The sequence below is a fragment of the Paenibacillus plantarum genome (genome assembly GCF_013141695.1).
Lineage (GTDB): Bacteria > Bacillota > Bacilli > Paenibacillales > NBRC-103111 > Paenibacillus_E > Paenibacillus_E plantarum.
Window position 1 is genome coordinate 1 of the sequence record NZ_WHNY01000043.1, and the last position, 14076, is coordinate 14076.

General features: G+C 43.6%; 11 protein-coding genes. 1 reads left to right on the forward strand and 10 read right to left on the reverse strand.

The window, feature by feature from the left end; all coding sequences use genetic code 11:
• Positions 1 to 276: 276 nt before the first annotated feature.
• From GC096_RS14965 to GC096_RS15005, 9 genes are all read right to left on the reverse strand, one after another.
• The gene (locus GC096_RS14965; RefSeq protein WP_171631276.1) at positions 277 to 2226 is read right to left on the reverse strand and encodes a PAS domain S-box protein; all 1950 of its coding nucleotides are present in this window, start codon (positions 2224 to 2226) and stop codon (positions 277 to 279) included.
• A 117-nt stretch (positions 2227 to 2343) separates the two neighbouring features.
• Positions 2344 to 3795 carry a glycoside hydrolase family 88 protein gene (locus GC096_RS14970; RefSeq protein WP_171631278.1) on the reverse strand — a complete coding sequence of 484 codons (1452 nt, stop codon included), beginning with the start codon at positions 3793 to 3795 and terminating at the stop codon, positions 2344 to 2346.
• A 15-nt stretch (positions 3796 to 3810) separates the two neighbouring features.
• Positions 3811 to 6117, reverse strand: a complete 2307-nt coding sequence (locus GC096_RS14975; RefSeq protein ID WP_171631280.1) for an AraC family transcriptional regulator — start codon at positions 6115 to 6117, stop codon at positions 3811 to 3813.
• A gap of 100 nt (positions 6118 to 6217) precedes the next feature.
• Positions 6218 to 7717 (reverse strand): extracellular solute-binding protein, encoded by a 1500-nt coding sequence (locus GC096_RS14980; protein ID WP_171631281.1) that lies wholly within the window; start codon positions 7715 to 7717, stop codon positions 6218 to 6220.
• A 73-nt stretch (positions 7718 to 7790) separates the two neighbouring features.
• A complete protein-coding gene (locus GC096_RS14985) occupies positions 7791 to 8186 on the reverse strand; it encodes a Rieske (2Fe-2S) protein (protein WP_171631283.1) in 396 nt (131 codons plus the stop codon).
• A gap of 22 nt (positions 8187 to 8208) precedes the next feature.
• Complete coding sequence (locus tag GC096_RS14990; RefSeq protein WP_171631285.1) at positions 8209 to 9084, reverse strand: carbohydrate ABC transporter permease; 876 nt, start codon at positions 9082 to 9084, stop codon at positions 8209 to 8211.
• A complete protein-coding gene (locus tag GC096_RS14995) occupies positions 9085 to 10008 on the reverse strand; it encodes an ABC transporter permease (protein ID WP_312886273.1) in 924 nt (307 codons plus the stop codon).
• A 13-nt stretch (positions 10009 to 10021) separates the two neighbouring features.
• On the reverse strand, positions 10022 to 11125 hold the full coding sequence (locus tag GC096_RS15000; RefSeq protein ID WP_246302764.1) for an amidohydrolase family protein: 1104 nt from the start codon (positions 11123 to 11125) through the stop codon (positions 10022 to 10024).
• Between the two features lie 879 nt (positions 11126 to 12004).
• The gene (locus GC096_RS15005) at positions 12005 to 12721 is read right to left on the reverse strand and encodes a hypothetical protein (RefSeq protein ID WP_171631287.1); all 717 of its coding nucleotides are present in this window, start codon (positions 12719 to 12721) and stop codon (positions 12005 to 12007) included.
• 432 nt (positions 12722 to 13153) lie between these two features.
• On the opposite strand from GC096_RS15005, the gene GC096_RS15010 reads away from it, so the two are divergent.
• Complete coding sequence (locus tag GC096_RS15010) at positions 13154 to 13489, forward strand: ABM domain-containing protein (RefSeq protein WP_171631289.1); 336 nt, start codon at positions 13154 to 13156, stop codon at positions 13487 to 13489.
• 130 nt (positions 13490 to 13619) lie between these two features.
• Here GC096_RS15010 and GC096_RS15015 read toward each other — a convergent pair whose 3' ends face one another.
• Positions 13620 to 14042 (reverse strand): VOC family protein, encoded by a 423-nt coding sequence (locus GC096_RS15015; protein WP_171631290.1) that lies wholly within the window; start codon positions 14040 to 14042, stop codon positions 13620 to 13622.
• Between the last annotated feature and the right edge of the window lie 34 nt (positions 14043 to 14076).

A 14076-nucleotide genomic window follows, 5' to 3' on the forward strand; every position in this document is an offset into this window, starting at 1 on the left:
CGCTAGCGTGCGACGAGCGACCGGGATACTTTCCTTGCGCACAATATTTGTGCGCTAGTGTGCGACGAGTGACCGGGATACTTTCCTTGCGCTTAAATATTTTACTTTCAATTATTTTGAGAAAAGGCTGCCAATCATGCTGGCAGCCTCATCTCGGTTCTCTATGTAACTCTCGTTTTTGAAGCAACATATCCAATAACGCAGACTTATAGCAGTAGCCAAAGCATGAATATAGTGTCATACGCATATCAACTAACTCACGTAAACTGTTACTATCTAATATATATATTTCATATTCTCATATCCATCAATGACATCTGCTATCGTGTTAATGCTGATCGGCTTGCTGATATAGGCATCCATACCTTCAGACAGATATTTCTCACTGTCACCTTTAATGGCGTGAGCTGTCACTGCCACAATGTACGGGCGTTTCTTACCCTTAAACATGTCATTAATTAATTTCGTTGCCGTTAATCCGTCCATCCAAGGCATTTGAATATCCATAAAGATGATATCATAAGGATACCGCTTAACAGCTTCCACGGCTTCTTTTCCGTTATGTACTAAGGTCGTTTTGTGCCCGAGTTTCTCTAATATTTTCTTGATCACAACTTGATTCACTTCATTGTCTTCAGCAATCAAGATTTTCAAGGATTGTTCCATTGAATTTCCGACAATGTCATCCTGTTGGGGCCACATATCATAGTGTGATGAATCTGCATGATTCGATTGGACCCCCAAGTTGGCCGTGAACAGGAAAGTTGATCCTGTTTGGTCTTTGGATGCTTCATGCCAGATTTCACCGTCCATAAGTTCAACAAGCTTTTTGCAGATAGCTAGTCCTAATCCGGTCCCCTCTGTTCGTCGAGTCATAAAGTGATCAACTTGATAAAAGGGGTCAAATAAATGACCTACTTGTTCCTTCGGTACGCCGATACCTGTATCCTTAATGGCGAATTGAAGGCGCACTGAATTCTGTTCTTGCGACACAGGTTCAACACTGACCGAAATCGCTCCGTTCGGCGTGAACTTTATGGCATTGCTGAGTAAATTCATCAAAACTTGTCTCAACTTCGTAATATCGCCATGAACCAAGTTAGGAACCTTAGGAGAGATCGATGTCGTGATCTCCAGATTTTTCTCAAGTGCTTTAGACATGACCAAATTAAGCGTTTCTGATAAAATATCTTTCACATTTAAAGGTTCTTCCATTAATTCGGCTTTGCCGGATTCGATTTTGGAGAAGTCCAAAATATCGTTGATAATCATGAGTAGCGTAGCGCCACTCTTTTTAATAATTTGGACATATTCAATCTGCTCTTCATCCAATTCCGTCTCAAGAAGCACATCCGTCATACCGATAACCCCATTCATAGGCGTACGGATTTCATGACTCATCATGGCTAAAAATTCGCTTTTGGCTTTATTCGTCTTTTCAGCTGCTTCTTTCTCAATGATCAACTTCTTCTGCTCCGTCATGTCTTTCGCTATGATGTAAAAGCCCTTCGTCTGGGTCTGGATGATGATTGGAGCTAGCGTTACCAACACTTCAACGGAATAACCATCCTTGTGTTGAATCAAATTGATTTCTTTTTCAACTCTTTCGATTTCTACATGATCGTTTAAAGCTAGAAGCAAATTCGTTGAATTTTTTTCACCAATTAGTTTGGACATTCCACTGCCGATTAACTCTTCAATGAGATATCCAGTCATGTGTTGTACCATATTATTGCCATTGATAATAATGCCGTCCAAACCAAAAGAAATAATAGCATCGTGGTTGTATTTCTTTAGCGACGTATACCGCTCAATACTTTCTTGCAGCTTTAGCTCTGCTAGCTTGTTCTTGGTTACATCGATAAATTGAGTAATATAGTATAAAGGCTTCCCGTCATTCTTATCACGAACTAATGAAACATAGACGGAGGTCCAAACGATATGGCCATTTTTATTATAGTACCGATTTTCTAATTCAAATGAAGGAATTACGCCATCCAACAATTCTGTTAGTAAACCTCTGGTATTGTTCTTATCATCAGGATGTCGAATATCATCTGGCGTAAAGTTCATGAATTCTTCTTTCGAATAGCCGAAAATATGGCAAACCGCAGGGTTAACATTCATCCATTTGCGATCCAGAGAGATTAAAGCGATCCCAATCGGTGCATTTATATATAAATGCTCAAATAAAGCTTCAGGGTCAAATAATTTTAGATCCTGCATCAACGTATTCCTCCTTTTGAATTAACGCGATAGCAGCCTCTTACTTTTCCCTTGGCAGCTACTCTTATATTAACATAAAAGGAGTACCTGTCCGTTAGCTTAATCTATGTAGGTTCCCTAGTACCTCATATACGCATAAAGTTGTGCCCATAGGCCTAGCCCCATTTGTGAGAGTACCCGATATCCGCTCTGTTGCAACGCCATTCCTCCTGCATTATGTTGGGCAACGCCTCTCAAAATGCCATCAGGTGTCAAATAAGTAGATAGCTCCAGGAAATTATGCCGGGCAAGCATCATGTACTCGTCCGGCAACAATTGACGACTAGCAGCCAATGCAAATGCAGCCGAAATCCCCGCTGATCCCGAGGTATCAATGCCTGTCGTGGCATCATCCAGGAAACAAGACCACAACCCGTCAGGCTGCCTCCACGCTGCGGCCACCTGTGCAATGCGAATAATTTCAGCCTCTAACTCAGCCATTCCTGCCAGATTCGCGAATTGAGTATCTTTCAGCTCGATGCAGGTTTTGACCAAACCTAGGTAATACCAAGCAACAGCCCTCGCCCAGCTGCGAAATGTATGTTCTTGTGATTTCCGCTGATAGCGCAGGAACACATGCTGCTCGCGTGCCAGGCAATCTCGTCGTAGCAGAATCTGCGCAATGGCTTGCTCCGCCATATCTTGACGGTTGAATTGTCTCGCCATAACGGCAAGCGGATACGCCACCGTATACGAGCCTTCTGCTGTGACCATATCCTCATCAATGACAGCTCCACCGTTCCTGCGACCTGCTGCTTCAAAAAATTCAAGTGCTTTGAGAATCACAGGATGATCTCTGCGGTATTTCGCAATGACTGCAAGCGGCAAGGTTGCCTCAATGGTTGTAAACGTACCGTCAGCCTGTTGTCCGTGCAAGTCCTCATAGAGCAAATCTCCCTGCTCGTTAAAAAACTGGCTGAAATGCAAATCCAGGATGGGATTCACTCGGTCTTCCCCCAGAACCGGCTGTAAACTGTACAGCCCATCTAACACACATCCCTCCATCCAACCAAAGGGTTGTATCGAGGATAGTGAAAGCATCGTATTCAACGCTTCTTCGACACGTGAATCAGGTTCTCCCATCACCAAGTGTGGAACGAATAGCACACGTTCCGCCACATCATCATGTGCATCAAATACCCAAAGCGGCTCCTTGCTACCTATGAGTTCCAATCGCACTCCCTCATTCAGCACGGCTGCAGTCTGTTCCTCCGTTAGCAGCAGCTCAAAAGGCTGAAATACATAAGCATACCGAATATCTATGGCTCCGATTCTTTCATCCGATTGACGCAAGATCACATCAACCTGTTGGGCATCCCGATAATCTAATGCGACGGTAATCCGCAAACGACTGCCTTGTCCTGCTGCTTGCTTTAACTGATCCTCTTGCAGCTGCCATGTTAAGGATAGTTGCTCCAGACCTTCTCCCAGGTGTACCGCACGCCACCCTCTCGCAATCTGTTTACCCTCAGGCAGTAGAGTCTTCGACTCGCTGATAACGAGTGCCGGATAATAATGAACCTGTCTCATCTTCGATCCCGCTCCCTATTTGAATTGATCACGATATTGGCTCGGTGTAACTTGTACAACCTTTTTAAAATTCCGATTGAAGTTGGAAGCCGTGCTGTACTGCAGCCTTTCTGCAATATCCGCAATCTTCATATCTGTCTCTTGTAACCAACGTTTCGCAACTTCTATGCGATGGTTCGACACATACTCAGAGAAATTCACACCGGTATCCTTTTTAAACACACGGCTAATATAACTAGGATGGTAATGAAACCGCGCGGCAAACATCTCGACACTTAAATCCTGATCAAAATGCTGCTCGATCTCTGAAATCATCAGCATTGAAATATTCACATCTTGCTTACGTTGACGCTCCTCCGTCCATGCAAGAAGCGGCCCAATAATCTGTTTCCAGAACCACTCCTCGATCTGCTTGGCCGCATGCATGCGAACCAATATTTCTGAAGTGAAAATCTCCTTTTGGAAAACTTCTTGTACGGATTCACCTGCATCCTGAACAAGCCCCGTTAAGTTGTTAAATAAACGTCCGATAAAATGCTGATAATCGTAGTGATTCATCTGATTTTTCAGAAAATCTGCAATAATCGCTTGTAATCTTTCCTGCGCCTGCTCTTCATTCGACTGCTTGATTGCCTCCATAATCTGAAATTCAAGCTCTTTCGGATAACGGAACATCTGTGCTTTATTAGGCTCCACTTCGTCAATGAACAGAATGGACTCCGATCCCAGTCTAACGCGATAAGCCAAGGCATCCAGACTTTCTTGATGGGCGAGCGGTGCATACATAAAATTCGAGTACCTCCTGCTAATCCCTATGCTTATTTTCAGATTCAAATATTGCTTAATGCTATTGCGTATTTCTTCCGATTTGTTAAAGACCTGCACTTTTAATGGCGTATCATCTTCTAGACCGCCACCTAAGAAAAGAAAGACTCCCTGGTTCTGAACAATAGAGCTAAGACGCATGGACTGAGGGACAATTTCTTCGATCATATTATGAATGGCGTAAAGCATCAGATCCATATCCTTTTCGGTATAGCGCGTCCCTTCCATCGTATCAATTTGCAAGGCAAGTACACACCAATGATCCCAATTGATTGGAAAATCATGGCGTTCTAATTGATCCTCCATCGACTCTAGCCGAATATCGCCAGATAGCAGCTTAAACACAAAAAATTCACGCGTTTGGCTATGCAGAAATACCATTTCCTCTTTGAGCTTCGTACTTGATTTCGTCAAATGAGTCAAATGTTCACTGATATAGGTCAACTCATTATTCTGCCTCTGTTTGTGATCCGGCTGAATAGAGCGATAGATCCGATTAATTGGTGAATATAACTTATGCGAAAAAAAGAAAGATGTAGTGATAACAAGCGTGATCAAAATGGCTACAAAAATAATCGTATAGAACTTGATGCCATTCGATTTGCTCATCACATACTCCAATGGGGTAATGGATGCATACATCCAATTGTTATATAGCGCATGATTATAATGAATGACAAACTCCTGGCCATCCTGTTTATAGAAGAAAAAACCTTCCTGCTCACCGCTTGTGAGCATTCGTTGATAATAGTTCTCGGCCTTCACGTTCGTTCCGATGTCATGATTGTTCAGGCTGGCGACGATAGATCCTAGTTCATTGATAATCAATGTACGTCCTTTACTGACATCACCAGCAAGACGCTTACTGAGCTCTTGCAAAGGAATATTGATCGAAATAATGCCGTCCGGGTTGATCGCATTCAACGGAATATGCTTAATTAGCTTAAATACATAACCGGACTTCTCATCCTCAGTCAGCTTCCAATAGGAGCGACGAGAATCATCTCGATAGGAGATCAGTAACTTTTGCAAATCATATAGACGTTTATCATGCGTCTCGATCAATGGTCGGTCTATCATCGGATAAACAGCACCGCCCTCAACAATCCAATCCTGACGGTAACTCATCAAATGCACATCTTGAATACCCAATTCAAACACTTGAATATGGACGAGCTCATAGAGCAGATTTTCAAAGAGATCATGGTATTCGTAGTCAAAAGGTGCATCCAATACCGTTTGCATCGAAATCGCATTCGTCATGGCGGTTCCGCTAATCGTTTGTGTCGCTAAAGTATCAATCGTTTTAAGCAAATATTCGACTTTCTCCTTGTTCTGCTTCAGGATGAGCCTATTGCTGGCAATAATCTCTTCTTCCAGGATGGCTGATGATTTATTAAAGGAGAGATAGCCTAGAAGCACGACAGGAAGTATCCCGATAATACAGCTGAGCAACACTAGGTTTTTGAAAAATCTGGATGTCTGAAATCTTCTCATTATGAGTCCCTCACTCTTCCCCATACTCCTTACACGATTCATCATACCATGGAAGTGAGTAAAGGGGCTGCATCCTTAGATACGCCCCTTTAAGCCTTGCTTACTTTTTCTTGTAAAGCTCGGATAGTTCTTTGGCTACTTGATCGCCGCCAATTTTTTTCCATTGTTGAACAACTGCATCGAAGCCTGCATCATCGATTTTGCCCATAATGTACTGTGCTCGCGCATCAGACAAGAGGGTTTTCAACTGTGCATCCTTCTCTGTTTGAGTTGGAGAGATCAGGCCCATGGATGGATCCTGAACGCTTGCGTCGGCAAGCTCTATCATCCGCTTTTTCAACATTACATCCGTATCTGTCGTACCTGTTGGGTAAACAATCGCATCTGTCGTAATCAAGTTTTTGAGGTCGTCCACATTAAATTGCTCAGCCGCTGGTTTTTTGTCATTCTCTTGGGAAATACGGAGAAATTCAGCTTTGGCTTCATCACTATTCTCTGTATTGAAATAACGAAGAACCTCACGAAGTTCTTTTTCTGTCTTGACACTCGTCTTCGGAATCAAAGCACCGCCGAAATGTCCAGTAGTCGCATACGATTTACCGTTGATAGGCGGACTTACGGTCATAGTATACTTATTTTTGGTATCTGCCATTTGGAGATAGTAGAACGGTACGACAGCATCAATGGATTCGATACTGATACCCACTTTATTATTGTATAAATCTTTTCTAGCTTCATTTCGCACAACGATAGCAAAGTTTTTATTAATTAGATTCTCGTTATACAATTTACGTAGGAAAGTCAAACCTTCACGATACTCTTTGGTTTCCACATCTCTGATGAAATTCCCATTCTTATCCACCATCCAGTTGTTCGGAGCGCCAAACCATGCGAAAATATCAGCTGGGATACCATTTTCATAGAGCATGAGGCCATACGTATCATTGACACCATTTTTATCCGGGTCCTTCTCTTTAAATGCTTTCAAAACGTTGTAAAATTCATCGATCGTCTTCGGTTCCGCAAGACCCACATTATCCAGCCAATCCTTGCGAATGATCGTACCTATACGTACAAGTGGGCGTGGACGCGGAATCACGTAGTATTTCCCATCAACAGCCAGATTGTTTAAGATATTCTTATCGTATTTTTTCAAATTAGGAAACTCGTTTAAGTATGGCGTTAAATCCCAGAACATACCAGATCGTATACCGTTAATAACCGATGTAATAAATGGATTTTCGACCATAATCGACTGCGGCATCTCCCCGGAGGTCATGGTGACATTCAATTTCTCGCTGTATACATTGAACGGCACATACGTAATATCCAGCTTCGCATTCGCGATGCGTTCTGTCTCTTTGACAACAGGCCCGTCTGCTTTCGGAGCCGTGTTCGAAAAATACACGTTCAGCATCGACACTTTAGCAGGTCCTGTCGGTGTAGCTGGGCTCGCAGCAGGTCCGGAACTTGCACCTGCACTTGGACTTGATGTCCCCGACGTGCTGTTTGATGTCGTACAGCCCGATAGTATAGCCGAAATAGCTAGAACCATCGTGAGTGATAGCCCCCATGACTTAACCACTTTGTTGTTTTTCAAAATTACTCCTCCTTAGTTGTTGAACATGTTTATTTAAGGCGGCTGTATGTCTAGTATAGCCGCTTTGAAACCATTACACCCACATATAAATGCCATCTGCCTGAAATTCCAGCTCCGCTTTCTCTAAGCTTTCCTGCTCAGCGCTTGTACTATCTAACTTGCCTTGACGAAGTTTGGTCTGAGGATCTACTAGATGCTCCCCAGTAGTTAGATCGAATTCCCAGCCATGCCAAGGGCACCTGACAATCTCATTTTCACGCCCAAGCTTATACTCGTAGACGAGAGAAGGTAGACGCGTCCCCGTAATGACTCCTTTGCAGACGGGAGCACCGAAGTGCGGGCACGCATTGCGCCATGCGTAATATTCGCCCTTCACCTTATAAATGCCGTATTCGGCATTTTTCACTTTAACAATTTTACAGGCACCTTCCATAATCTCATCTTTTGCAGCTACCCAAACCTTTTCCATTCGATTGTGTTCCTCCTTTCGACTATCCCTTCACAGAGCCAACTAAGGCACCTTTTGCAAAGTATTTTTGTAAAAATGGATAGACGACTAAGATCGGCATAGTTGCCACCGTGATCACGGCCATTTTCACTGTTTCTGGGGGGATCGCAGATTCCCCGGCTATCGAACCTTGCTCAACAAAGCCTGCCTGAGAAACCATGACAATCTGTCTGAGCAGCACCTGAATAGGCCATCTCTCTGTATCGTTAATGTACAAAACGGCATGCATGTACGTGTTCCATTGAAGTACAGCATAGAACAATGTCAGTGTGGCAATCGCCGGCATGGAAAGCGGAATAATAATGCGGAAAAGCATACGCAAGTCCCCGCAACCGTCGATTTTCGCTGATTCTTCAAGCTCCTCGGGAATGTTCTTGAAGAAGTTAATCATTATAATGAGATAGAATGCGATAATCGCTCGTGGCAAGATCAGCGACCAATACGAATTCAACAGGCCAAGCTCCTTCACGACGAGATAATCGGGGATCATGCCTCCCTGGAAAATCATCGTCACTACTATAAGGAACATCAGGGTACGTCGGAAGTGAAAACGGTTCCTCGATAACGGATACGCAAACAACGTCGTAAGCAATAAACTTGTCAGCGTACCAACAACGGTGATGAATACGGTAATTCCTAAGCTTTTGGGCAGCGCATTGGTTGTAAAGATGTACGCATAGGCCTTCAGTGAGAACTCCGTTGGAAACAGCAGGAACGATCGTGAGTTGTACTCGGCCACAGAGGCGAAGGAACTGGAAATCACATGGATAAATGGCACAACCGTAATTAATGCAAACAAGCTAAGCAGGATGATATTGATTCCATCAAACAAATAATTTCCCCAACGTTTATTCGTCATTTAGTAGAGACCCTCCTCGCCTGATTTCTTCACAAGCCAGTTTGCCAACACGACAAGGATTAGGCCAACAACACCCTTAAATAGACCAACTGAAGTCGCATAACTGAGTTGTCCGTCAACTAAGCCCACGCGATACACATAGGTATCGAATACCTCGCCCACATCTCGCGTCAGTGAGTTGACAATATTGAAGACATGATCGAAACTTGTTTCCAAAATATCACTTATTTTCAGCAAAAGTAGAATCACAATCGTACTGCGTATGCCTGGCAATGTGATGTGCCAAATTTGACGAAAGCGTCCAGCGCCATCCATTTTGGCTGCCTCATATAACTCTGGACTTATTGCCGCCAGCGCAGCTAGATAAATAACGGTTCCCCATCCGCTATCCCGCCAGATGACTTGCAGGATGTACATGGGACGGAATAATTCGGGATCCATCATGAGCGAAAATTTTTCGAAGCCTAACGAGGCAATCCAAGATTGGAATAAGCTTTGTTCGGATTCAAAGATAACAAAAAACATCGCGACAACAACGACCCAAGACATAAAATGCGGAATATAGACGAGCGTTTGAATCCAGCGTTTGAACCACTCACGACGTAATTCATTCAGCATTAAGGACAATAGGATTGGCGCCGGAAAAGCAAAGACCAATTGATAGAACGAAAGCATTAACGTATTGCGCAACAGCATGAAGAAATCAGGATCTGAGAATAAGCGATGAAAATGCTTCAATCCTACCCATTCGCTTCCGAAAAAACCTGTGAATGGCTGGAAGTTCTGAAAGGCGATTATGACGCCGCCCATTGGCCAATATTTAAACAAGAGAAAATAGAGAATACCTGGCAAGGCCATGATGTACAGCCAGTGATCACGTCGTATATCTTTGAGCAATGTTAATCTGATTCTGGTTGCCTTCACCGGTAATCCCCCCTCACTTCAAAATCTCCTTCTTATGCAAACCGTATAAGGCTGCCGCATTTTCACCTTGAACTTTCTTGCGAAGCTCCTTAGGAAAAGCAGAGAGCACCATCTTGGGATGATCGAAATCCCAATGCGGATAATCACTTGAGTATAGGATGCGATCCTCCATCTTGCACATCTGAATGAGTTGTACGAGATGCTCCGGTACCTCCGGTTCCTCAATCGGCTGTGTCGTTAAATAGACATGTTCCCGAATGTACTCCGAGGGCAGCTTTGAGAGCCATGGCGTCGTATCCCGCAGCGCTTTGTAGTTCTTATCCATTCGCCACATCAGATGAGGCAGCCAAGCGATACCGCCTTCAATCGCGACCACTTTTACACCCGGAAATTTCTCGAAAACCCCCTCACACACCATGCTATTGATGTGCGCCATATAATTGGTCGGGAGAATATTATGCCATTCCATGTAGCGTGATGGATAACCGGAAGGTGTCGGAGCTCCAGCTATACCGCGTCCCTCTGTTCCTGGATGGATGGATACAGGCAAGCCCATCCTCTCTGCAGCTTCATAAATAGGATGAAAAAAACGATTCCCATATAAACGTGTACTGCCGCTGCACATGATCACTTCGACAATATCCGGATGCCCGCCGATTCGCATAATTTCTTTTGCCGCGTACAAGGGATCCGAATGGTTAATCACCATAGCGCCTTTATAGCGATCATCTATAGATAACCAATGATCAATTAAATAATCGTTATAGGCGGATATCACTGCATTGCCATAATCGATATCGGGATTGAGCGACATTTCCAGGGCATTCTGCCCTGTTAAAATCACATAATCAAAGCCATAACGTTCAATGTGATCCTTCACCATGAAGACCGGGTCACTGCCAGAGCTAACCCCCTCTTCAGGAATTGCATCTTTTCTCAGCACGCCTACTGGTGAGTAATAAGGTGTACCTACACCTGTCCCAGCGCCGATCCATTGCTGATGCCACGGTTTATCTAAATAAGGAAGCAAATCTTGAGGGTCTCTAATCCCATTGTGCACATCGGTATCAATGAGCATCGACTGTGTAGGTACATGTTGAATATCGTTGTGATTCATCTGTTTTCACCTTTCCTCGTCGTTGTGATGTCCTGCTTGCTATTTATCTTAGCCCGTCGTTTACTTACCGCCTATAATCAATACCTGACAGTCCAGAAACGTAAGCGGCATAAGGTTTTTTAGACGTAAGTAATCCCTACCTTCACACGAATAATCATTACGTGACTATAAGACATAACAAAATAAACCTGAGGCTCTGCCTCAGGTCCTTAGTAATTACCCAATGTGATGTGTATAGAGAGGGTTGTCTATGGTTCAAGGTAAACAGGCGAGCCTATTCTTCCCAAACCTAAAGAGTATCGCGAAAAGAGGATGGTTGAATTTTCTAACGGACATGACAGCCTCTAATAGCTAAAAATGAGGCCGTTTTGATTTTTAATGGACACCAGAGGCGTTATTGACTGATTTGTGTGCCAACATGCGTGGCAAGGGACTAAATAACCGCCGTGGCGTCCGTTAGCATTTGGACTCCCTGCTTTTCTTATTAAATAACGGCCCTCCTGTCCGTACCTCAGAAAAAATGAAAGCTAACCTTGCATCACAACGGGTTCCCCCCTCATCTGCTCTTATCCCAACAGCAACGGTTAACCTAGGTGAAGTCTTCCTACTTCCCATTTTATGGAAAGGACAGATCGCTTTCACAACACCCCTAACGTGATTCTCGTAAACCCCAAACATATAAATTCTTATCTTTCAAAAAAGGGCAGTTGTACTCCTCTGCCCTTACATTCGCGCAGGTTACTTTACAAAATGCCCATTCTTATTGAACACTATCATGCACGTTGAGAAAGGCTGTCGGTTCTCTCGGCAGCCTCTGATTTGAGGGTTGCTTACGTATAGTATCTCTGAAAGCTCAGGAATAGGACATCTCGACAGTAGCTATATATCGTTAGGCTTCACTTCATTTGTACTTTTCAGAATCATTGACTTTTTCTTTGGATCATAACTGAAATGATAGATGGTAATGAAATCCTGTCCCGCCCCATAACCGCCAGTCACAATAAATTCTCCGCCTACAACTTTGAATGGATGGTGCGGCAATTGGCTTATAGAAGCCCAATTTACTCCTGGTTTTATCTCAAACGTTATCGGAAAAGCCTTCCTATTACTTACTCCGAAAAGGTAAGTTTCGAGACCATGACAATCGGTGTAACGAGGAACATAAGCGAATATATCCATATCTTCCAGGGTAAATGGCTGCATGATGACTGGTGAGTCATTTGGTTGTACAATTTCGAAGTCTATTGGAAATGTACTAATTTGGGTTGTAATTCCATCAGATTTGGATTCCCATACCACCTCATAATCTCCTGTCCAATGGGAATCAGTCTCCACCCCATAACAGCTAGGTGCCCCCAAAGGCGCTACGCTCGCTTTGTTCTCAGGTTTGACGAGTAGTTGTCCATCCGAATGCGCACCTATTGCTCTGATGGAGTCATCTTCTTTCGCTACGTTTGCCTCTGTAGTTAGCGGAGATGATACTGGCGTTGAGCTGGGAGGCAATTCAGTTGTTGCGGGCATTGGGGAATGGGACGTTACAGACGTATCTGCACCATTCCCGCTGTCCCCACATCCTGTGAGCATAAGTACGAGCAATAAATAACCCCAGGGGGATCATGTTTTTCATTCTATTGCCTCCTCTTGGGCTGGATAAATCTCCAGAAGCATTCTCCTCTTGCTATTGAGCTCTTGCACACATTAAATTAATAAATTTTAATGAACGGTTCCCAAAAATGATACAAACAGCTCTTTCTTCTTGTGGTAATCAGGGGAATCAGAGGGCAATAAACCACATGCATATTCTATAACTACTTTTCGACCCCACAGCGTTTTTTCTGAGGTTTTAGCACCACAATCTTTGCAGTTAAACCCACATCCGTCCTGTACGTTTTTCTGATTCCCTCCCCTTATAATATCTGACGTACTCGCCATGTATTTGTTTCGTTCATATTTAATCATTAAACATACACTTTTTAAACTGATCTCACATAAAATTTTAATATTGACTGTCGAAGGTGGAGATTCCTAATGTACGCTAGATTAAGTATGTTTAGATTAAGACCTGATGCCCCAATATCATTCGCAGAGCAATGGGCTGAGAAAACGAACATGGTCCATCAAACATTAAAGGGATTTAAAGGTATTACATTTTTGGGAGAAGATGTAACTAATGAGTTCTGTGCCATAAGTTATTGGGAAACGAAAGAAGACGCTTTAGCAGCCGGTGATACGATTGAGGTCAAAGTTTATTCCACCTTATCCAAAACTTATATCGAATCCCCGCCTATGATTGCTATATATGGAGTTTATGACCTACCTGCGGAGAAGGGTGAACTCCTATTTTTCGGTAAATTTAACTGGTAGTAATTCTCAGATGGAATAGCCGTCGATAAAACTAGCTAGTTAAAGTAAAAATGGCCGCCACGCGGGCAGCCTTGAGATTAATCTATCATTTTTCTTTCGATAAAAACGTGGAAAAAGCCGGTGTCCCGACTCACTCCACGTTATCCCATGCAGGATTCCAGACTATCTCCCACAAGTGGCCGTCAGGATCGAGAAAATGTCCTGAATAACCTCCCCAGAAAGCGTCATGCGCAGGATCCGCAAGAACAGCCCCTGCCCGCACAGCTTGTTCCATGATTGCATCCACTTCTTGTTTGCTGCCGACATTGTGTCCGATTGTCATTTCGGTTGAGCTCGGCAGAGAAAGAGGTACTTTCGTCTCATGAGCGAGATCTCTACGGCTCCAGATAGCAAGTTTTACACCAGCCTGCAAGTCAAAAAAAGCCACCGCACCATGTTCAAACTCTTTGCCCACGATCCCCTCGGTCGGAAACCCTAATCCATCCCGATAGAACCTCAGCGATCTTTCCAAATCATCTACTCCCAGTGTAAGTACGGAAATGCGTGGTTTCATTGTTTGTCCTCCTGCTATAAAGTTGGTTTCAATG

Excerpts from the sequence above, each read along its gene's own strand:
- GC096_RS14965 (WP_171631276.1), bottom strand. The coding sequence starts at position 2,226 with ATGCAGGATCTAAAATTATTTGACCCTGAAGCTTTATTTGAGCATTTA.
- GC096_RS14970 (WP_171631278.1), bottom strand. The coding sequence starts at position 3,795 with ATGAGACAGGTTCATTATTATCCGGCACTCGTTATCAGCGAGTCGAAG.
- GC096_RS14975 (WP_171631280.1), bottom strand. The coding sequence starts at position 6,117 with ATGAGAAGATTTCAGACATCCAGATTTTTCAAAAACCTAGTGTTGCTC.
- GC096_RS14985 (WP_171631283.1), bottom strand. The coding sequence starts at position 8,186 with ATGGAAAAGGTTTGGGTAGCTGCAAAAGATGAGATTATGGAAGGTGCC.
- GC096_RS14990 (WP_171631285.1), bottom strand. The coding sequence starts at position 9,084 with ATGACGAATAAACGTTGGGGAAATTATTTGTTTGATGGAATCAATATC.
- GC096_RS15000 (WP_246302764.1), bottom strand. The coding sequence starts at position 11,125 with ATGAATCACAACGATATTCAACATGTACCTACACAGTCGATGCTCATT.
- GC096_RS15010 (WP_171631289.1), top strand. The coding sequence starts at position 13,154 with ATGTACGCTAGATTAAGTATGTTTAGATTAAGACCTGATGCCCCAATA.
- GC096_RS15015 (WP_171631290.1), bottom strand. The coding sequence starts at position 14,042 with ATGAAACCACGCATTTCCGTACTTACACTGGGAGTAGATGATTTGGAA.